This is a genomic window from Phenylobacterium sp. (genome assembly GCF_013911965.1).
GTDB lineage: Bacteria > Pseudomonadota > Alphaproteobacteria > Caulobacterales > Caulobacteraceae > Phenylobacterium.
In genome coordinates, this window is the sequence record NZ_JACESE010000031.1 from 1 (window position 1) to 19,183 (window position 19,183).

Annotated in this window: 21 protein-coding genes; 9 read left to right on the forward strand and 12 right to left on the reverse strand. The window is 70.6% G+C overall.

Going from position 1 to position 19,183, the window contains the following annotated elements:
- Window positions 1–16: 16 nt before the first annotated feature.
- From mreC to H2041_RS18870, 7 genes are all read right to left on the reverse strand, one after another.
- Window positions 17–976, reverse strand: coding sequence for a rod shape-determining protein MreC (gene mreC / locus H2041_RS18840; RefSeq protein WP_293415394.1), 960 nt, complete (start codon window positions 974–976; stop codon window positions 17–19).
- A gap of 67 nt (window positions 977–1,043) precedes the next feature.
- Complete coding sequence (locus H2041_RS18845) at window positions 1,044–2,087, reverse strand: rod shape-determining protein (protein WP_293415396.1); 1,044 nt, start codon at window positions 2,085–2,087, stop codon at window positions 1,044–1,046.
- Window positions 2,088–2,397: 310 nt separating this feature from the next.
- A complete protein-coding gene (locus tag H2041_RS18850) occupies window positions 2,398–3,276 on the reverse strand; it encodes a DMT family transporter (protein WP_293415398.1) in 879 nt (292 codons plus the stop codon).
- Between the two features lie 108 nt (window positions 3,277–3,384).
- Complete coding sequence (locus tag H2041_RS18855) at window positions 3,385–4,962, reverse strand: 2-isopropylmalate synthase (protein ID WP_293415400.1); 1,578 nt, start codon at window positions 4,960–4,962, stop codon at window positions 3,385–3,387.
- Window positions 4,963–5,178: 216 nt separating this feature from the next.
- On the reverse strand, window positions 5,179–5,808 hold the full coding sequence (locus H2041_RS18860; RefSeq protein WP_293415402.1) for a glutathione S-transferase N-terminal domain-containing protein: 630 nt from the start codon (window positions 5,806–5,808) through the stop codon (window positions 5,179–5,181).
- A gap of 34 nt (window positions 5,809–5,842) precedes the next feature.
- Complete coding sequence (locus H2041_RS18865; protein ID WP_293415404.1) at window positions 5,843–6,580, reverse strand: TVP38/TMEM64 family protein; 738 nt, start codon at window positions 6,578–6,580, stop codon at window positions 5,843–5,845.
- A gap of 57 nt (window positions 6,581–6,637) precedes the next feature.
- Window positions 6,638–7,078, reverse strand: coding sequence for a hypothetical protein (locus H2041_RS18870; RefSeq protein ID WP_293415406.1), 441 nt, complete (start codon window positions 7,076–7,078; stop codon window positions 6,638–6,640).
- Between the two features lie 138 nt (window positions 7,079–7,216).
- Between H2041_RS18870 and H2041_RS18875 the strand changes: the two genes are divergently transcribed.
- Window positions 7,217–8,419: a pyridoxal phosphate-dependent aminotransferase gene (locus H2041_RS18875; RefSeq protein WP_293415408.1), complete on the forward strand. Its 1,203-nt coding sequence runs from the start codon at window positions 7,217–7,219 to the stop codon at window positions 8,417–8,419.
- Between the two features lie 77 nt (window positions 8,420–8,496).
- Here the strand turns inward: H2041_RS18875 and H2041_RS18880 are convergent, their stop codons facing one another.
- Together H2041_RS18880 and H2041_RS18885 are read right to left on the reverse strand one after the other, a co-directional pair.
- On the reverse strand, window positions 8,497–8,733 hold the full coding sequence (locus tag H2041_RS18880) for a DUF2171 domain-containing protein (protein ID WP_293415410.1): 237 nt from the start codon (window positions 8,731–8,733) through the stop codon (window positions 8,497–8,499).
- Between the two features lie 56 nt (window positions 8,734–8,789).
- Window positions 8,790–10,502, reverse strand: a complete 1,713-nt coding sequence (locus H2041_RS18885; protein ID WP_293415412.1) for a CHASE domain-containing protein — start codon at window positions 10,500–10,502, stop codon at window positions 8,790–8,792.
- 142 nt (window positions 10,503–10,644) lie between these two features.
- On the opposite strand from H2041_RS18885, the gene H2041_RS18890 reads away from it, so the two are divergent.
- Window positions 10,645–10,821, forward strand: a complete 177-nt coding sequence (locus tag H2041_RS18890; RefSeq protein WP_293415414.1) for a DUF4169 family protein — start codon at window positions 10,645–10,647, stop codon at window positions 10,819–10,821.
- A 10-nt stretch (window positions 10,822–10,831) separates the two neighbouring features.
- Here H2041_RS18890 and H2041_RS18895 read toward each other — a convergent pair whose 3' ends face one another.
- Complete coding sequence (locus tag H2041_RS18895; protein WP_293415416.1) at window positions 10,832–11,566, reverse strand: Coq4 family protein; 735 nt, start codon at window positions 11,564–11,566, stop codon at window positions 10,832–10,834.
- A gap of 121 nt (window positions 11,567–11,687) precedes the next feature.
- On the opposite strand from H2041_RS18895, the gene H2041_RS18900 reads away from it, so the two are divergent.
- Window positions 11,688–11,918, forward strand: coding sequence for a ribbon-helix-helix domain-containing protein (locus H2041_RS18900; RefSeq protein WP_293415418.1), 231 nt, complete (start codon window positions 11,688–11,690; stop codon window positions 11,916–11,918).
- On the opposite strand, the gene H2041_RS18905 is transcribed toward H2041_RS18900, so the two are convergent.
- Window positions 11,915–12,136 carry a hypothetical protein gene (locus tag H2041_RS18905; RefSeq protein ID WP_293415420.1) on the reverse strand — a complete coding sequence of 74 codons (222 nt, stop codon included), beginning with the start codon at window positions 12,134–12,136 and terminating at the stop codon, window positions 11,915–11,917. The genes H2041_RS18900 and H2041_RS18905 overlap by 4 nt on opposite strands.
- A 97-nt stretch (window positions 12,137–12,233) precedes the next feature.
- Between H2041_RS18905 and H2041_RS18910 the strand changes: the two genes are divergently transcribed.
- On the forward strand, window positions 12,234–14,570 hold the full coding sequence (locus H2041_RS18910) for an ATP-dependent helicase (RefSeq protein ID WP_293415422.1): 2,337 nt from the start codon (window positions 12,234–12,236) through the stop codon (window positions 14,568–14,570).
- Between the two features lie 6 nt (window positions 14,571–14,576).
- Here H2041_RS18910 and H2041_RS18915 read toward each other — a convergent pair whose 3' ends face one another.
- Window positions 14,577–15,095 (reverse strand): hypothetical protein, encoded by a 519-nt coding sequence (locus H2041_RS18915; protein ID WP_293415424.1) that lies wholly within the window; start codon window positions 15,093–15,095, stop codon window positions 14,577–14,579.
- 163 nt (window positions 15,096–15,258) lie between these two features.
- On the opposite strand from H2041_RS18915, the gene H2041_RS18920 reads away from it, so the two are divergent.
- The 5 genes from H2041_RS18920 to H2041_RS18940 all read left to right on the forward strand — a co-directional run bounded on the left by H2041_RS18920 (window position 15,259) and on the right by H2041_RS18940 (window position 19,107).
- Window positions 15,259–16,662 (forward strand): O-antigen ligase, encoded by a 1,404-nt coding sequence (locus H2041_RS18920; RefSeq protein WP_293415426.1) that lies wholly within the window; start codon window positions 15,259–15,261, stop codon window positions 16,660–16,662.
- Window positions 16,663–16,711: 49 nt separating this feature from the next.
- Window positions 16,712–17,257 (forward strand): hypothetical protein, encoded by a 546-nt coding sequence (locus H2041_RS18925; protein WP_293415428.1) that lies wholly within the window; start codon window positions 16,712–16,714, stop codon window positions 17,255–17,257.
- A 46-nt stretch (window positions 17,258–17,303) separates the two neighbouring features.
- Window positions 17,304–18,170: a 50S ribosomal protein L11 methyltransferase gene (locus H2041_RS18930; protein ID WP_293415430.1), complete on the forward strand. Its 867-nt coding sequence runs from the start codon at window positions 17,304–17,306 to the stop codon at window positions 18,168–18,170.
- A gap of 85 nt (window positions 18,171–18,255) precedes the next feature.
- Window positions 18,256–18,654 (forward strand): hypothetical protein, encoded by a 399-nt coding sequence (locus tag H2041_RS18935; protein ID WP_293415432.1) that lies wholly within the window; start codon window positions 18,256–18,258, stop codon window positions 18,652–18,654.
- A 114-nt stretch (window positions 18,655–18,768) separates the two neighbouring features.
- Entirely contained in the window at window positions 18,769–19,107 is a 339-nt protein-coding gene (locus H2041_RS18940) for a GIY-YIG nuclease family protein (protein WP_293415434.1), read from the forward strand.
- Window positions 19,108–19,183 lie beyond the last annotated feature (76 nt).

Here is a 19,183-nt window from a genome sequence, read left to right on the forward strand (position 1 = left end):
GTGCCGACCGTGGGCGTCACCTCGCCGCCGCCGGCGGCGGCGGGGCCGGCGGCGGCGAGGTGACGCCCACGGTCGGCACGCTGCTGCTGGCCGGCGGCTCGCCCGGCGCGTTCAGCTCCTGCTGGTCCACCAGCTGGGCGAAGTCCTCGAAGAGCAGGATGCGGACGAAATCGATCGCGCCGGCGTCGGAGCTCAGCACCACCCGCCAGGCGCCGTCGACGCCCTTGACCGCCACGCCCACGGGAAGGCCGCGGGGCATCAGCCCGCCGTCGCCGGAGGTGACGATGCGGTCGCCCTCCTTCACCGGATCGCGGCCGCGCAGGTAGTCGAGCTTCGGATTGGGGCCGCCGTCGCCGGTGAGGATGGCGCGCGCATTGGTCCGGTCGACCATGACCGGGGTGCGCGAGGCGATGTCGGTCAGCATCAGCACGCGGCTGGCCCCGCGGGTGACGCCCACGACCCGCCCCACCAGTCCGTGTTCGCTCATCACCGGATTGCCGATCCGCACGCCCTTCTCGCGCCCGGCGTTGGCCAGGCGGGTGTTGGCGAAGGGGCCCCGGGCGTCGGTGACCACGCGGGCCGAGACCATGGGAATGGGCGGGTCCGTCTGCAGGCCAAGCAGCGAACGGTAGCGCTCGTTGACGTCGCGCAGGGTCAGCGCCTCGTTGCGCCACTGTTCGGCTTCGGCCAGCTCGGCTTTCAGGCGGCGGTTCTCGGACACGGCGAAGAAGTAGCCGCCGATGTAGTCGCCTGCCTGGCTGAGCCAGCTCAGCGGTGCGGAGATCACGCCGCTCACCGGCGTGACGACAGCGTCGCTCACCTCCCGCGTGACTCCATAGGCCTCGTTGCGGAAGGTCTCGCGCCGGTCGCTCAGCAGCAGGGCCGCGGCCACAACGACGGCCACGACCAGCGCCACGGCCGCGGTCCAGACCAGCGGCACGCGCACTTCGCCGAAGGGATTGTCCCGCAAGGACACTTAAGGCCCGTCTCCCCGCCAGACCCGGGCGTCAGGCCCAGGTCGATTCCGGTCGGTTAAGCAAATCCTAGGCCAGGGTGGATTCAAGAACCCCCTTCATCCACTTCGGGTGTTCCAGAACCTTGCCGCAGCCGAGCGCCACGCAGGACAGCGGATCGTCGGCCACCGTCACCGGCAGGCCGGTGTGGTCGCGGATCTCGGCGTCCAGACCGCGCAGCAGGGCGCCGCCGCCGGTGAGCATGATGCCCTTGTCGGCGATGTCGGAGGCCAGTTCCGGCGGGGTGGCTTCGAGCGCCATCTTCACCGCATCGACGATCTGGCCCACCGGCTCGGCGAGCGCGTCGGAGGCCTGCTTCTCGCTGATGCGCACCTCGCGCGGCACGCCCTGCATCAGGTCGCGGCCCTTGACCTCGATCGACAGGCCCTCCCCGTCGGCCGGGGCCCGGGCGGTGCCGATCTCCTTCTTGATCCGCTCGGCGGTGGTCTCGCCGATCAGCAGGTTATGGTTGCGGCGCATGTAGGAGATGATCGCCTCGTCCATCTTGTCGCCGCCCACGCGGACCGAGCGCGAATAGACGATGCCCGACAGGGACAGCACGGCCACCTCGGTGGTGCCGCCGCCGATGTCGACGACCATCGAGCCGGTCGGCTCGTGGATCGGCAGGCCCGCGCCGATGGCCGCAGCCATGGGTTCGTCGATCAGGCCGACGCGGCGGCCGCCGGCGTTGAGGCAGGAATCGTTGATGGCGCGGCGTTCGACGGCCGTGGCGCCCGACGGCACGCAGACGATCACCTTCGGGTTCACGAAGCCCTTGCGGTTGTGAACCTTGCGGATGAAGTACTTGATCATCTCCTCGGCGACTTCGAAGTCGGCGATGACCCCGTCGCGCATGGGACGGATGGCTTCCATGTGGCCGGGCGTGCGGCCCAGCATCTGCTTGGCTTCGATGCCGACGGCGTGGACCACCTTGCGGCCGCCGATGTTGCGCAGCGCCACCACCGAGGGTTCGTTCAGCACGATGCCCTTGCCCTTCATGTAGATGAGCGTGTTGGCGGTGCCGAGATCGATGGCGATATCGTTGGAGATGGCGCCGAAGAGGGACGAGATCATGCAGGGCCCTGGTGACTTAGGGGGCTTGGGACGAGTCTCGGCGAAAATCTGGACCGGCGTTCGCCGCAGAGCGGCGCTCGGGACGGATCAGGCTGTCGCTAGAAGGACTTGCGGTTCGTGTGCCCCGCCGTTTTGTTGATTTCAAGGCTTATTCACCGAGGCGGGCCCGGGCGGAGGAAGGAGGGCCTCGCCAGCCCTGGGAATTCAACCAGCGGGTGAGCTTCACCATGGCGTGTGCGGTGTTGCGCCACAGGCGGACCGGGACCGCCGAATCGGCGGCCGAGGCCCTCCGGGTACGAATCGTCCGCGCCTAGCCGAGGGCCGCCAGCACCACGCCCGCGGCCGTCGCCGCCCCGCCGACCAGTTGGCGCAGGCCCAGGCGCTCCTGGAAGAGACGCCGGCCGGCCGCCGCGGCGATGGGCAGTTCCAGAACCCCGATCGCCCGCACCTGCCCCGCCGGCGCCAGGCCCAGCGCGGCGAACCAGCAGGCCGAGGCCGCCGCGCCGCAGAAGCCCGCGCCCCAGGAGGACCGCCAGCCCGACACGACCGCCCGCAGCGCCTGCGGCCGGCGCACGGCGAGCCAGGCCCCCAGCCCCAGGGACTGAATCGCCTGGGCCACGCAGACCGAGGCGATGGCGGCGTAGATCGGATGGTCGGCGTCCAGGGCCTGGGCCGACTGGCGGTAGGCGTTCAGCACGACGGCCATGACCACGCCCGAGGCGACGCCGAGCCACAGACCCGAGCGTTCCAGGCGCGAGATGCGGCCCGGCCAGGACAGGATGGCCACCCCGCAGGTGGTGACCGCCACCCCCGCCCAGGCCGCGGGGCTCAGCCCGTCATGCAGGACGAAGAGTCCCAGCAGCGCCGCCGCCGGCAGGGAGGCCTGCTGGGTGAAGGTGGCGACGGCGAAGCCGCTGCGGCGCATGGCGACCAGCAGCAGGGCCGTCTGCACGATCTGGCCCGTCGCGCCGGTCGTCACGGCGATCCAGAAGCGCAGGCCCGGATGCGGATCGGCGTCCGGCGTGGCCAGGGCCACGACCGCGAACATGGCCAGGGCGAAGGGCAGGCCGAAGAGAAAGCGGACAAGGGTCGCGCCCCACGGGCCGGCCTCTTCCACCAGCCCCCGCTGCAGGGCGTTGCGCGCCACCTGCAGGGGCGCGGCGGCGATCGTCAGGGCGATCCAGAGCATGAAGGGTCCCTCCCCCCGCGCTCGAGGCGCAGGGCGGCAGGCGCGCATGTCGGGCGGCGGCGGGCCTTGGGCCCGCCGTCCGGCGGCGCGGAATGAAAGGGACCGGCCCTAGAAGCCGCTGGCGACCTTGGCGGCGTCGGGCGCGCTCTTCTCCTTGCGCGCGAAGAGATTGTTCAGCGCGTTGACATAGGCCTTGGCCGAGGCGGTGAGCGTGTCGGTGTCGGCCGCCTGGCCGGTGGCGATGCGGCCGTCTTCCTCCAGGCGCACCGAGACCTGGGCCTGGGCGTCGGTCCCTTCGGTCACCGCATGCACCTGGAACAGGCGCAGGATGGCCGTGTGCGGCACCACCTCGTGGATGGCGTTGAACACCGCATCGACCGGGCCGTCGCCCGTGGCCGTGGCCGACCGCTCGACGCCCTCGACCGTCACGGTCAGATGCGCCTCCTGCGGGCCCTCGGTGCCGGCGATCACGCGCAGCTGCTTGACCTGGATGCGGTCGGCGCCGGAGGCCAGGGCGTCGTCCACCAGGGCGACGATGTCGTCGTCGAAGACGTGCTTCTTCTTGTCGGCCAGATCCTTGAACCGCTGGAAGGCTTCGTTCAGGGCGTTCTGGCCCAGCTCGTAGCCCAGGGCCTTCAGCTTCTCGCGGAAGGCGTGACGGCCGGAGTGCTTGCCCATCACCAGGTTCGAGGCGCCCTGCCCGACGCTTTCGGGCGTCATGATCTCGTAGGTGCCGCGGTCCTTCAGCATCCCGTCCTGGTGGATGCCGCTCTCGTGGGCGAAGGCGTTCTTGCCGACGATGGCCTTGTTGAACTGCACCGGGAAGCCGGTGATGGCCGAGACGTAGCGGCTGGCGCGCGTGATGTGCTGGGTCTCGGCGTTGGTGAAGTAGGGCAGCCGGTCGCCGCGCACCTTCAGGGCCATGACCACTTCTTCCAGCGCCGCGTTGCCCGCGCGCTCGCCGATGCCGTTGATGGCCACCTCGACCTGCCGCGCACCGCCCTGCACGCCGGCCAGGCTGTTGGCCACGGCCAGGCCCAGGTCGTTGTGGCAGTGGGTCGACAGGATGACGTTCTCGACGCCCGGCACGTTCTCCACCAGGTCGCGGAAGATGGCCTCGTACTCGGACGGATAGGTGTAGCCGACCGTGTCGGGGATGTTCACCGTCTTCGCCCCGGCCTTGATGGCCGCCTCGACGCAGCGGCGCAGGAAGTCCTGCTCGGTGCGGGTGGCGTCCTGAGCCGACCATTCGACGTCGTCGCACAGGTTGCGCGCGTGGGTCACCGAACGGGTGATGGCCTCCAGTATGTCCTCCTGGCTCATCTTCAGGATGTGATCCCGGTGCGAGGGGCTGGTGGACAGGAAGGTGTGGATGCGGCCGCGCTTGGCCGGGCGGATGGCCTCGGCGCAGCGCTCGATGTCGACCGCCGCGGCGCGGGCCAAGCCGCAGACGGTGCTTTCGGTGACGATTTCGGAGATCTGGCGGACGGCCTCGAAGTCGCCGTTGGAGGCGATGGGGAAGCCCGCCTCGATGACGTCGACCCGCATCTCCTCCAGGATCTTGGCGAGCTCCAGCTTCTCCTCCAGCGACATGGAGGCGCCGGGCGACTGCTCGCCGTCGCGCATGGTGGTGTCGAATACGATGACGCGGTCGCGCTCGGAAGCGGCGTGGGAAGCTTGGGTCATGTCAGGATCTCTTCGCGGGGCTTCATTTTAGAAAGGTCGGACGGTCGGGTCATCCCCTGAGCGCCCGGCCCGCGAAGGTTTCGCGCAGGCCTAGAGCGACGCCCAGGGGCGGCTAAGCCCCAGCGGAAGCAGAAGAAGCAGGTCGGCGCGTTGCATAGACATGGAACGGTTTCTAACCAAGGCCGGCGAGCGGCGCAACAGGATTGCTGTAAAACCTCAGGACAGGCCCTCCGCCGCAAGAACCTTGCGCGTGGCGTCCCGCGCCTCGATGCGCTCCCGGTGCGCGCGCAGCTTCGGATAGCGCGAGATGTCGCCCATGCCCGGACGGTCCAGCCAGCGGGCGAAGACCATCAGATAGGGATCGGAGACCGTATAGGCGTCGCCGTGGACGAAGGGCCGGCCGTCGGCGAACCGCTCCTCGATCTGGGCGAAGTGCTCGTCGAGCGCCTCGGGGACCTTGGCCTTCACCGCCGCGATCCCCGCCTCTCCCTTGGCGTAGCGCTCGGGACGGAAGGCGTGGCCATAGGCGACGTGCACGTTGGTCGCCAGGAACAGGTTGAAGGCCTGCATGTCCCCGAAGGCGAAGGAGTCGTCGTTGGGGGCCAGCTTCGCCTCGGGATGGGTTTGGGCGATGTAGCCCAGAATCACCGGGCTCTCGGTCAGCGCGCCCCGCTCGGTGACGAGCGCCGGCACCCGCCCCTTCGGATTGACCGCCCGGTATTCCGGCCGGTTCTGCTCGCCGGCCTTCAGGTCGACGGCGAGCGCCTCGTAATCGGCCCCCGCCTCCTCGAGGGCGACATGCGAGGCGAGCGAGCAGGCGCCCGGCGAATAGAACAGCTTGAGCATCGGCGTCTCCCTTAGGGTGATCCGCCGGTAACGCTCAGACCTCCGGTTCGGTCCCGCCGTCGGCGGCGACAGCGGCCTCCCGGGCCTTCAGCCACTTGCGCGCGAACCAGCCCAGCACGATCCAGCCGACGACGATGGCGACCAGCAGGCCGATATGTTCGAGGCCGCCGCCGCGCATGGCCTGGGCGATGGAGTTCCCGGCGAAGGCGGTGACGCCGATCTTGGGCACGATGCCCAGCGCCGTGCCGGCGACGAAGTGGAACATCCTCATCGGGGTGACGCCGGCGGCCATGTTTACGACGATGAAGGGGGCCGAGGGCACCAGCCGCACGATCAGGCTGGCGTAGAATCCGTTGCGGCCGACCAGGTCCATGAACTGGCGCACGCCCTCGCCCGCGAAGGCGTTCAGCGTGCGGGCGCCGGCCAGCCGGCCCAGATAGAAGCCGACCACGGCCGAGACCATGGTGCCGATCCAGCTGTAGGCGAATCCGGTCCAGGCGCCGAAGGCCACCACCGCTGCGGCGATCAGCACGAACTGCGGCACGCCCACGAAGGCCAGCAGGGCGAAGGCGGCCACGGCCGCCGGCAGGGCCCAGGGCCCGTCGGCCGCCAGGCCCAGCCACTGCTCAACCGTCGCCTCGCCGTCGAAGCCGAGGAACTGGGCCCCGAACAGGAAGACGATCCCCACCCCGCCGAACAGGACGAAGGACACCGCCAGGGCCCGCCAGGCGCGGGCGTCCATATTGGTCAGGAACCGGAAAAGGCGGCGCATGGCGCAGGCCTCGCCGATCCGCCTGCGGCGGTCAAGCGCGCCGCACAGGGCGCCGCCTCAGTCGCCGCAGCGGATCAGCGGCGGGGGGCTGGCGAAGGGGCCGCCCGTGACCGTCATCGTCCGGTCGCCGGGACCGAAGGCCAGGTGGATGCGGGCCGGTTCGGGCGGCGCCTGGGCGACGCAGGCGGCCGCGATCTCGTAGCCGTCGTCCACCACGGCGACGCCCTCGAAGTCGCAGGACACCTCGCCCGCGGTCGACAGCCCCTCGCGGCGGAAGGTCCAGGCGCAGCCCGCGCACAGCCCTTCATTGGCCGCCCAGCGCCCCACATAGCGCGGCCGGGCCGGCGGCTCGCCGGGGGCCGGCGCGGCTGCGGCGGGAGTCGGGTCGACCGGCGCGGGCGCGGGCGCCGGATCGGGCGCTGGCGTCTCCGGCGCGCTCGGCTCGCCGCAGGCGGCCAGGGGGGCGACCAGGGCGAGGACGAAGAGGGCACGGTGCATACGCGGGCTCCAAGCTGTGACCTGCGGGCAAACGGCTCCGCCTATCTGCCGTTCCAGGCCTATGGCGGGTTTCCGCGCTCCGGGCCTTGAGGTAAACCCGCGCGACTTCCCGCCGCCACCAGAAGGAGTTCGCGCCCGATGTCGCTGCAATCCGCCACGCTCGCCCGTGTCAAGCCGTCCGCCACCATGGCGACCGACCAGAAGGCGCGTGAGCTGAAAGCCCAGGGCCGGAACGTCATCAGCCTGGGGGCCGGCGAGCCGGACTTCGACACGCCGCAGAACATCAAGGACGCGGCGATCAAGGCCATTCAGGACGGCAAGACCAAGTACACGACCGTCGACGGCATTCCCGAACTGAAGGACGCCATCTGCGCCAAGTTCCAGCGCGAGAACGGCCTGACCTACAAGCCCTCCCAGATCAACGTCTCGCCGGGCGGCAAGCCGGTGATCTTCAACGCCATGATGGCGACCCTGAATCCGGGCGACGAGGTGGTCATCCCCACCCCCTACTGGGTCAGCTATCCGGACATGGTGCTGCTGGCCGGCGGCACGCCCGTCTTCGCGCCCACCACGGCCGAGACCGGCTTCAAGCTGCGGCCGGAGGACCTGGACAAGGCGATCACCGCCAAGACCCGCTGGGTGTTCCTGAACTCGCCCTCCAACCCTTCGGGCGCGGCCTATACGCGCGCCGAGCTGAAGGCCCTGGCCGACGTTCTGATGCGCCATCCGCACGTCTGGATCCTGACGGACGACATGTACGAGCACCTGCTGTTCGACGACATGGAGTTCTTCACCATCGCCCAGGTGGAGCCGGGCCTCTACGACCGCACGCTGACCATGAACGGGGTCTCCAAGGCCTACGCCATGACCGGCTGGCGCATCGGCTACGCCGGCGGGCCTGAGCCGCTCATCAAGCTCATGGCCAAGGTGATGAGCCAGTCGACCTCCAACCCTTCGTCCATCTCGCAATGGGCGGCGGTCGAGGCGCTGAGCGGGCCGCAGGACTTCATCAAGCCCAACGCCAAGCTCTTCCAGGAGCGGCGCGACCTGGTCGTCTCCATGCTGAACCAGGCCAAGGGCATCAAGTGCCCGACGCCTGAGGGCGCCTTCTACGTCTATCCCTCCTGTGAGGGGCTGATCGGCAAGACGGCGCCGAGCGGCAATGTCATCCAGTCCGACCAGGACTTCGCCAACGAGCTTCTGGAGGCCGAGGGCGTGGCGGTGGTGTTCGGGGAGGCGTTCGGCCTGTCGCCCTTCTTCCGCATCTCCTACGCCACCGCCAAGGAGACGCTGGAGGACGCCTGCTCCCGCATCCAGCGCTTCTGCGCGGCGGTGAAATAGGCCCGGCGGCGACGTCCGGAAACAAGAACGGCCCCTCGAGCGAGGGGCCGTTTTTCATTCAGGCTCCAATGGGGCCCCTAGTGCTTCTCGCGCCAGGACGACTTGGCGGCGTCCTTGGTGAGGTTGAGGCAGACCTTCTCGTCCTCGACGCGGTCCACCCAGGTCATGGGGATCATGTGGTGCTTGAAGCCGGCGCCGAGGTCCATCTTGGCGAGCTCGATCTCCGTGCCCTTCACATGGTCGACGCGACCGACGTGGCCGCCGTCCGAGCCGACGACTTCCATGTGTTCGCGAATTTCAGTCGCTTGAATCATGCCTTGATCTCCTTTCCGTCAGGGTTGGAAAGGTAACGGCTGAAGGCGGTCGCGGTTCACCCCGCCGCTTCGCCGACGGGCAGCATCGCCGGGTCCGGCGAACGCGGCACGCGGAAGACGATCTCGCACTGCACGCCGTCCGTCGGGAAGTCGAGCCGCACCTCGCCGTCCAGCTGGTGGGCGAGCCCGCCGACGATCAGTCGCGAGCCGAAGCCCTTGCGGGACGGGGGCGTGACCGCCGGTCCCCCCTCCTCCCGCCAGAGGATGGACAGCCGGTCGGTCTCCGGATCGATCTCCTCGAGCTCCCACCGCAGCAGGACGCGGCCTGCCGCCGTGGACAGCGCCCCGTACTTCACGGCGTTGGTCGTCAGTTCGTGGATCGCCATGCCGAGCGCGACGGCGGTGTTGGGGGCGAGCCAGACCGGCGGTCCGTCCGCGTCCAGCCGGCCGCTCGCCTCCTCGAGGTAGGGGGAGAATTCCGTGGCGACCAGCTCGCCCAGGCTGGCTCCGCGCCAGTTGTCGCGTGTCAGCAGATTGTGCGCCTGGGCCAACGCGATGAGGCGCGCCTCGAAATTGCGGCGGACGCTTTCCACATCCGACGCCTGGCGCAGGCTCTGAGCGGCGATCGACTGGACGGTGGCCAGGGTGTTCTTCACCCGGTGGTTCAGCTCGTCCATGAGCAGCTTCTGGCGCGCCTCGATGCGTTTGCGCGCCGCCACCTCGCGTTCGGCGGCCATGCGCGCCTGGCCCTGCCACCAGGTCGCGGCGGCGACCAGCAGCGTCGCCACGATCCCGGCGATCAGGAAGGCCCAGGTCAGTTGCCGGGCCGCCCCGCCGGTGAAGCCCGGCCCGGCCCGATAGACCGCGGTCCATCGGGCGCCGGCCACCTCGACGTGACGGACTGCGCGCAGTCCGTAGCCGCCCTCGGGCGAGCCGCCGGAGGAGCGGAAGAGGAGATTCTCCGGCGCCGGCTCGCCATAATAGACGGCGTAGCGGTACGGCTTGTCGTCGATGCTGTCGAAGACCGCCTCCAGGAGGTCCCCGGCGCGGAACGGCGCGTACAGGAACCCCTCCAGGCTGGCCCGCCGCGCCTCCACCGTCGCCGGCGCCACGTCGCCCGCATAGATCGGCTCATAGATCAGGAAGCCCGCCTGCTTCTTTTCGTCGATCTCCTGCACCAGTTCGACCTTGCCCGACATGGCCGGGCCGCCGGTGTCGCGCGCCCGGGCCATCGCCTCGCGCCGCGTGGGCTCGGAGTACATGTCGAAGCCGATGGCCGCTCGGTTCCGCTCGTCCTCCGGCTCCAGGTAAAGGATGGCGTGACGCTCGTCGGCTTGCGGGTCGTCGCGCCGCGAGATGGCGTAGTCGTCTCGCCCGGCGGCGTGCTGGCGGGCGACGAAGGCGCCCTCCTCTCCGTCCTCGATGCGGGCGGAGTAACCGATGCCCTGGATGCCGGGATAGCGCTCGCGCAGTTCGACCCGCCGGGCGAAGGCCTTGAACTCCGAGTGGGTCACCTCGTCGCTGGCGGCGAACAGGCCCGCCCCGGCCTGCAGAATGGCCACATAGGTGTCCAGGCGCGCGGCGATGGCGTCATTGGCCTGGTCGACCAGCGCCTCGAAACGCTGCCGTTCGCGCGCCTCGCCCAGACGCTCGATCAGCAGTCCGCCGGCCAGGGTGGCGAGCAGGCCCACGACCACGACCATGATCGGAAGGGCCGGCACGAACAGTCGGCTTCTGACCAGGTCCTCCCTGGCTGCGGCGTCGGCCAACAGGGCCCCCCAAAGCTATCAACCCTTGATTGCCGCATTCGCGTCGCGGTGTCGAGGAACGTGGCGCGGCGAGCCGGCGTTCCTCGACAGGCTTGCGGAGCCGGACCGCCTTCGGCACGCTGCCCAGCCCGGAGGAAGCGCCATGGGTGAAATCGTCAATCTCAACAAGGCCCGCAAGGCGCGGGCCAAGACCGAGCAGAAGGTCCAGGCCAAGGCGAACCGCTCGCTGTTCGGCCGCACCAAGGGCCAGACCATGGCCGAGCAGCTCGAGGCCGAGCGCCAGCGCCGCCGCCTGGACGACGCCCGGCGCGAGGACTGAGCCCCGGCCTTCAGGCCACGTCGCGCGCCTCGGGCGGGACCGCCTCGTAGACGGTGGGCGGGGTGAGCCTCAGGCGTCGCCGGGCGCTTTCCAGCGGCTCGGCCATCAGCCGCTCATAGTCCTCGCCCAACAGCCAGGCCGCGGCCTTGCCGCGGCGGTATCCCTGCCAGATCGCCCGCACGTGCGGCCCGGCCGCCTTGCGCCGCCGCAGGACCGCGCCCAGGGCGATGAAGGCCCAGCCCAGGCCGCGGGTCTGGGCGTAGGAGAAGGCCACGAGACAGGCCTCCCCCAGGCCGTCGCGGTGGTAGCCGGTCAGCACATGCCAGATGTCGTGCACGTCGCGCGTCCGGCGGCCGAACCACGCATAGGGGTGCCGTTGCTCGACGGGCTTGGCGCCCGTGCGGCTGATGTCGGCCAGCCCCTGCGCCGAGAGGTTCTCGCTCCGGACGAAGTGGCGGTAGGCGGCGCCGACGGAGCCTTCGGGGAACTGGTTCAGCCAGGCGTCGTCCATCAGCAGGGGCTCGAGCTCCACCCGCTCATAGGCCAATCGGCCGCCCTGCGGCGTCTCCAGCAGCTTCTGATAGCCCCAGGCCGAGGAACCGCCGTTGAGGGCGCGCATGATCTCGAAGACCTGGACCGTGTCTTCCTTGTCGGCCAGCAGGCGGCGCAAGGCCTTGAAGGCCGCGCCCCATTGCAGGCGCGGCTTGGGCAGGCGCTGGGCGGGTCCGTCGACGGCCAGGGTCACGGCGAGCCTCCATGGCGAATGGCGTTCTTCCACCGAAGATGACGGCAGCGTCAGTCTCGATCAAGCCGCGCCCGCGCCGCACGCGGTTGCCAGCCGGCGGCGGCGCGGGACAGATGGGGCCATGACCCGTTTGAAGAAGCGCTCGGTCCAGCTGGCCGGCCACGCCACCTCGCTCGCCCTCGAGCCGGAATTCTGGGCCGTCCTGGAGAATCTGGCGGCCGCCCGGCGCCTGAGCCTGGCCGCCCTCGTGACGGAGATCGACCTGGCCCGCGGGGAACGCAACCTGGCCTCCGCCTGCCGGCTGGCGGCCCTGGCCCATCTGCAGGCCCAGATTCCGGACGGCGGCGCCTAGGTCGGATCGGGCGACGGCGCGGTCGGGATATCCGGCAGCGGCGGCGCGTCGGGCACGCCCGGCGCTCTTGGCAGGTCGAACTCCACGCCGGACGGCCGATCCGGCGTCTCGGCCTCCCGCCCCAGCACGGCCGCGGCCACCACGCCCAAGGCGGCGAGGAAGCCGACGATCAGAATGACGATGCCCGTGCTCTTGGCCATGCCGTCGCCGTCCGCCATGCGACCTCCCTTCCCTGCTTTCGACGCGAACGGCTTGGCCATGAGAAGGGTTCCGCCGCCCCTTAAGCCGGCGGCCGCATGTGCTACATATGTTCCGATGCCTGAATCGTTCGAAGACGCCCCGGCCCCGCGCATCAGCGACCTCGCGCGCGTGAGCGGCCCCGATTATCTCCGCGGCCTGAACCCCGAGCAGCGCGAGGCGGTGGAGACCGTCGAAGGCCCGGTCCTGGTGCTGGCCGGCGCTGGCACGGGCAAGACCCGCGTTCTCACAACCCGGCTGGCCCACATCCTGGCCACCGGGCGCGCAAAGCCTTGGGAGCTGCTGGCCGTCACCTTCACCAACAAGGCCGCGCGCGAGATGCGCGAGCGGATCGGCCACATCATCGGTCCTCAGGCCGAGGGCCTGCGGTGGCTGGGCACCTTCCACTCCGTCGCCGCGCAGATCCTGCGCCGCCACGCCGAGCTGGTGGGCCTGAAGTCCAACTACACCATCCTCGACACCGACGATCAGGAACGGCTGATCAAGCAGATCCTGGAAGCCGAGAACATCGACGCCAAGCGCTGGACGCCCAAGGCGTTCTCAGGCCTCGTCGACCACTGGAAGAATCGCGGCTGGACGCCCGACCGCCTGCCCCCCGCCGAGGGTGCGGTCTTCGCCAACAACCGCGGCCAGGCGCTCTACCGGCTCTATCAGGAGCGCCTGCGCATCCTGAACGCCTGCGACTTCGGCGACCTGCTCCTGCACAACATCACCATCTTCACCTCGCAGCCGGACGTGCTGGCCGAGTTCCACGACCGCTTCAAATTCATCCTGGTGGACGAGTACCAGGACACCAACGTGGCCCAGTACCTGTGGCTGCGCCTGCTGGCCCAGAAGCGGCAGAACGTCTGCTGCGTCGGCGACGACGACCAGTCCATCTACGGCTGGCGCGGGGCGGAGGTGGACAACATCCTGCGCTTCGAGCGGGACTTCCCGGGCGCCAAGGTCATCCGTCTGGAGCGCAACTACCGCTCCACCAGCCACATCCTGTCGGCGGCCTCCGGCCTCATCGCCACCAACAAGTCGCGCCTGGGCAAGACGCTCTGGACGGAGGCGCAGGGCGGCGAGAAGGTGGTCGTCCGCGGCGTCTGGGACGGCGAGGCCGAGAGCCGGCTGATCGCCGACGAGATCGAGCGCGCCCATCGCGGGACCACCGAGCGCGATCCCCTGCGCTATCGCGACATCGCCATCCTGGTGCGCGCCTCCTTCCAGATGCGCGCCTTCGAAGAGCGGTTCGTCATGCTGCAGATCCCCTATGCGGTGGTCGGCGGCCCGCGCTTCTTCGAGCGCGCCGAGATTCGCGACGCCCACGCCTATCTTCGGCTGATCCAGTCCGAGGACGACGACCTGGCCTTCGAGCGGATCGTCAATGTGCCCAAGCGCGGCATCGGCGACACCACGGTCCAGAAGCTCCTGCAGGTGGCCCGGCTGAACGGCGTCTCGGCCGCGACGGCGGCGCGGCAGATCGTGCTGACCGACGAACTGGCCGCGCGCACGCGCACCGCGCTCGCCAACTTCCTGCGCGACCTCGACCGCTGGCGGGCCGAGGCCGGCCGCATCCATCACGCCCGTCTGACCGAGATGGTGCTGGAGGAGAGCGGCTATACCGACGCGCTGCGGCTGGACAAGACGCCGACCGCCCAGACCCGGCTGGAGAACCTGAAGGAACTCGTCCAGTCCATGGGCAATTTCGAGACGCTTGGCGCCTATCTGGAGCACGTCTCCCTCGTCATGGACCTCGATCGCGGCGCGGGCGAGGACGCCGTCCAGATCATGACCCTGCACTCGGCCAAGGGCCTGGAGTTTCCGCTGGTCTTCCTGCCCGGCTGGGAGGAAGGCGTCTTCCCCTCCCAGCGCTCCATGGACGAGAAGGGCGAGAAGGGGCTCGAGGAGGAACGCCGCCTGGCCTATGTCGGCATCACCCGGGCGCGGGAGAAGGCGCACGTCTCCTTCGCCGCCAATCGACAGGTCTATGGCCGCTGGACGAGCCAGCTCCCCTCCCGCTTCGTCGACGAGCTGCCGCCGGCCAATGTCGAGGCCTCGTCCGAGACCGGCTATTACGGCGGCGGGCCGGGCATGCAGCAGCACGGCAGCCGCTGGGACGAGAGCCCCTCATTCGGTTCGGGCTATTCCTCGCCGGGTTGGCGCCGGGCGCAGGAGCGCGGCTATCACGGCAGCCATCCGGGCCGGCAGCAGGTGATCGAGGGCGAGGGTCGGCTGGTCGCCGTCTCCGACCCGGCCGCCTCGTCATCCGCCTTCGCCAAGGGCGAGCGCGTCTTCCACCAGAAGTTCGGCTACGGCCACATCCGCACCATCGACGGCAACAAGCTCACCGTCGCCTTCGAAAAGGCCGGCGAGAAGAAGGTCATCGACTCCTTCGTGGAGAAGGCCTGAAGCGCCTCAGCGCCAGGGTTCGCCCTTGCGCTTGGCCAGGAAGCCCGCAATGACCGCCGCCGCGCCGGCCAGCACCGCCGCCGCCCCGCCGGCGATCGCGGCCGGCATGGCCATCTTGCGCAGCTTCACGTCCTTGGAGGCGGCCTCGGCCGCCTGGCGCAGCACTTCGGGCTGGGAGCCGCCGCCTTCGGCCGCGGGCGCCGCCAGGGGAGCATCGGCCGAGACCGGCGCCGGCGCGGCGGCCTTCGCAGGCTTGGCCGACTTTCCCGACTTGCCCTTGCCGCCCTTCGGCGCGGCCCGGCCGAACAGCACCGAGCCGCCTTCGCGGTCGAGTTCCACGACCCGCCAGCCGGGCGCCGTCCACGCGGCGTGATGCGGCTTCTCTGTCCCCATCCACCAGCTCTGGCTGGCCGCGCCTTTGGGCAGGGGGAAGCCGAGCACTTCCTCGATCTCGGCGAAGCTGGCCCGCCACTCGTCCGCCCCGTGGCTCTCCAGCCGTTGGGACAGGGGCTTGTACTTGCTCATCACGCTCCTCCTTCAGGCACGAGCCTAACACGGCTTGCGGCCTGCCCGTTGCGTTCAGCTTGCCGCGAGAATCGCCCGCCCGGAATGGGCGCCGAATTGCAGCCGTCCGCATCGAAAGCCGCGCGCAGGTCCGCCCCTGCGCCGAAACGGAACAGAGGACGGCATGGCCCCGCCGGGCGACAGGCTCACCCTGATACGGCTCCTTGAGGGCCTGATCACGCTTGGCCTGATCCTGATGATGTCCAACGCCCTGATCGGGCCTGTCCTCGACCCCGACCAGACGGGCGGGGAGTCCAACGCCATCCTGCGGCTGATGTGGCTGCCGGTCTATGCCGCAGCCGGCGCGCTGGCGGCGCTTCGGGCGCCGCGGATGCTGCGCTTCTGGGCGCCGGGCCTGATGCTGGGGCTTCTGGTGGCCTGGGCCTTCGCCTCGGTGACCTGGTCCATCGATCCTTCGGTGTCGCAGCGCCGCGCCGTCGCGGTGGCCGCGACCACCCTGTTCGGCCTCTATCTGGCCGCCCGATATGGCGGCCGGGGCTTCACCGAGCTGCTGGCGACGGCCTTCCTGCTGCTCGCCCTGGGCAGCTACGCCGTCTGCCTGGCCATGCCCAGCCTCGGCGTCCACTCGGACGTCAATGCGGGAGCCTGGCGGGGCCTGTGGTACGAGAAGAACCAGATGGGCGCGACCATGGTCTATGCGACCCTGACCTTCGCCGCGGCCGCCGCCCTCAGCCCGCGCCGCCGCTGGCTCTGGTGCTTCGGCGCCCTCCTCAGCGTGGGCCTGATCGTCATGACCGCCTCGAAGACCTCGCTGCTCGCCGTGGCGCTTGGGCTGGGGGTGGGCGCGGGGCTTGCGGCGATGGGGCGCGGACCGGCCGCCGCCGTGGTCCTGGTCTGGCTGGGCGTCACCGCCGCAGCCCTCCTGGGCGGACTGTGGTGGCTGGCCCCGGAGGCGCTGTTCGAAGCCATGGGCAAGGACCCTTCCCTCACCGGCCGCACCGATATCTGGAGCGCGGTCCTGCGCGCCGCCGACGAGCGGCCGTGGCTCGGCTACGGCTTCGCCGCCTTCTGGACCGACGATTCCGCCCCGGCCAAGTGGATCAGGAACCAGCTCGACTGGGTGGTGCCGACCGCCCACAATGGCTGGCTGGATCTTCTCATCCAGCTCGGCGCCGTCGGAGTCGTCCTCTTCGCCGTGGCGCTCCTGGCGGCCCTTCCCCCCGCCCTGTTCCGCAGCCGCCGTCTGGCGGAGGCCAACTGGTCGGCGATGATGCTCGCCGTCTTCATCCTGCAGATCTTCTCGGAGAGCTTCATCCTGGCCCACAACAGCCTGCCCTGGGTGCTGGCCGTCGCCGCCGTGGCGCGCCTGACCGGACCCGCCCCCGCGGCGGCCGCCCTCGGCTCGCGCCAGCCGCTCGCCCTCCGCCGCCGGCCGGCGCAGCCCATCCTCGGCGGCCCGTCGAACGGCGGCCTGCGCCCGGCCGAGACCGACATGGCCGACCTTCTCTGGCCAGGCGAAACAGGCGGGCCGCGCCCCTTCGGACGCCGGGGCCTGGCGGTCGCCTGAAACCCTCTGCGGACTCGCGCGCTTACCCCGGCGGAAGGAGAGGCAGGCGATGAAATTGATCTTCCAGGGCATAGCCGTGGCCGCGGCGAGCGGGCTTCTGATGGGCGCGGCGTTCAAGCCTAGCCTGACCTATGGCGAGGGCCCCCTCGGACCGCAGCTGCTCCTCGCCCCGTCGGGCGAACGGCATGAAGCCTTCGGCGGCGGCGCCAGCTTCGCAGCCTATGGCGGCGAGGTTCCCGACTATGTCCTCGGAACGGACTGGACCGAGGCCGACGCGCCCCTCTATGAGGCCGCCGACTACGCCTATGAGGACGAATTGGCGACGCCGGAGCCGGTGGAGACCACCGACGAACCGGTGGTGATCCGCCGGCCGGAACCGATCCGCACAGCCCACGCCGCGCCGGAGCCCGTGGCCTATCCCTCGACGCACGGCGGGATTGTTCCGGTCCGCGACACGCCCGAGATGCTGGCCTCCGTCGAGCTGACCTCCGCGCCGGCCCCCGTCGAGGCGGCCCCGCCGGCCCCCCACGAGGCCGCGCCGGCCAGGAACGCCCCGCCGGCCTTCGCCCAGGTCGCCTTCGCACCGCCCTTCTGAGGCATTCCCCCTCGCCTTGCCGCGGCTCCCCCTCTAGAGGGAGGGCATGACCGAGGACGCCGTTCAGATCATCGCCCGCGGCCCGCGCGCCGTGGCCGAGGCCGCCGCCGCCGCCATCGACGCCGACCCCCTGCTGGAGGGCGCCACCTACTCCATCCTGGAGGAGGACGAGGACCGCGACGTCTGGCGCATCGACGCCTTCCCCACCTCGTCGGACGAGGCCGAAGGGATCGAGCGGCGCCTGGCCGAGCACCCGGCCCTGACCGTCACGACCGAGGTCCTGGCCGACGCCGACTGGCTGGCCATGGCGCTGTCGGGCCTGCCGCCGGTGCGGGCCGGCCGGTTCTTCATCTATGGCGCGCACGACCGCGGCCTGGCCCCCGCCCACACGGTCAATCTGAGGATCGAGGCGGGCGCCGCCTTCGGCACCGGCCACCACGGCACCACGGTCGGCTGCCTGCTGGCCTATGACGCCCTCCTGAAGGCGCGGCGGTTCGGCCGCGTCCTGGACGTGGGCGCCGGTACGGGCGTCCTGGCCATCGCCGCGGCCAAGACGGGCACGCCGGTCGCGGTGGGCACCGACATCGACCGGCCCTCGGTCCGGATCTCGCGCGAGAACGCCAAGCTCAACAAGGCCGCCGCCCGCTTCGTCCACGCCTCGGGCCTCGGCCACCGGCTGGTCCGCGACCACGCCCCCTACGACCTCGTCTTCGCCAACATCCTGGCCGCGCCCCTGGTCATGCTGGCCCAGGACATCAAGGGCGCCCTGAGGCCGGGCGGCCGCGCCATCCTGTCGGGCCTGCTGCGCTCCCAGGCGCGGCGCGTGCTCGCCGCCTATCGGTCCCGCGGCTTCATCCTGGAACGACGCCTGAACCGTGACGCCTGGGCCACGCTGGTGCTGCGGCGCCCCTGAGGGTGCGGAACCCGACATAATCGACCCTCGTTCTCAAGCCCAGTCGACGCGGCCCAGCCGCGCCGTCCCCGAGGAGAGAACGAAAATGACCTACGACCCGAACACCGAGGGCCGCGATCCGCCGCCTCCGCGCGTCGAGCGCGAAGTCGTCCACACCGGCGGCGGCAACGCCGGCTGGTGGGTGGCCGCCATCGTGGCGATCGTCGCCGTGGTGGGCCTCTTCTTCCTGTTCAGCAACAACAGCGTCGACGAGACCGACCTGGAGATGGCCCGCCAGACCGGCGCGGCCCAGGAGGCCGTCGCCAACGCCGCCGAAAACGCCCAGGCGGCCGCCGCGCAGGCGGCCGAAAGCTCGCAGTCCGCCGCCGCCAACATGGCCGAGAGCGCCGAGGCTGCGGCTGACAACACCGCCGAGGCCACGCAGGACGCCGCCGCCAGCGCGTCCGACGCCGCCGAGAACGCCGCCGATCGCACCGGCATGTAAGCGGACCACACCGCCGGATCTGAGAGAAGCGGCGCCCGCAAGGCGCCGCTTCTTTGCGTTTGGGCTTGCGGTTCTTTTTTACCCGGGTATTTTCCTGCTCCAGAGGAGAGACCGATGGACAAGGCCCGCCGCCGTGAGCTGATCCGCGACCACAAGGAGCGCCGCGCCCGCGCCGGCTTCTACGTCGTCCGCTGCGCCGGCCGGGCCTGGGTCGGCGCCTCGCCCAACCTCGACGCCCAGCAGAACAGCCTGTGGTTCTCCCTGCGCAACGGCGGTCACCGCAATCGCGACATGCAGTCGGCCTGGCGCGCGCAGGGGCCGGAAGGCTTCGCCTTCGAGATCCTCGAAGTCCTCGAGGACGAGGAGATGACGCCGCTCGGCCGCGCCGACGCCCTGAAGTCCGGCCTGGCGCGATGGCGCGAGTCGCTTTGCGCCGACGCCGTCTTCGGCTGAAGCGTCCGCGGGCCGCCCGCCTCCGTAGCTCTTGCGAGCCCTAACGGAGCAGCCCGATGAGACGCCCCGCCAGCCC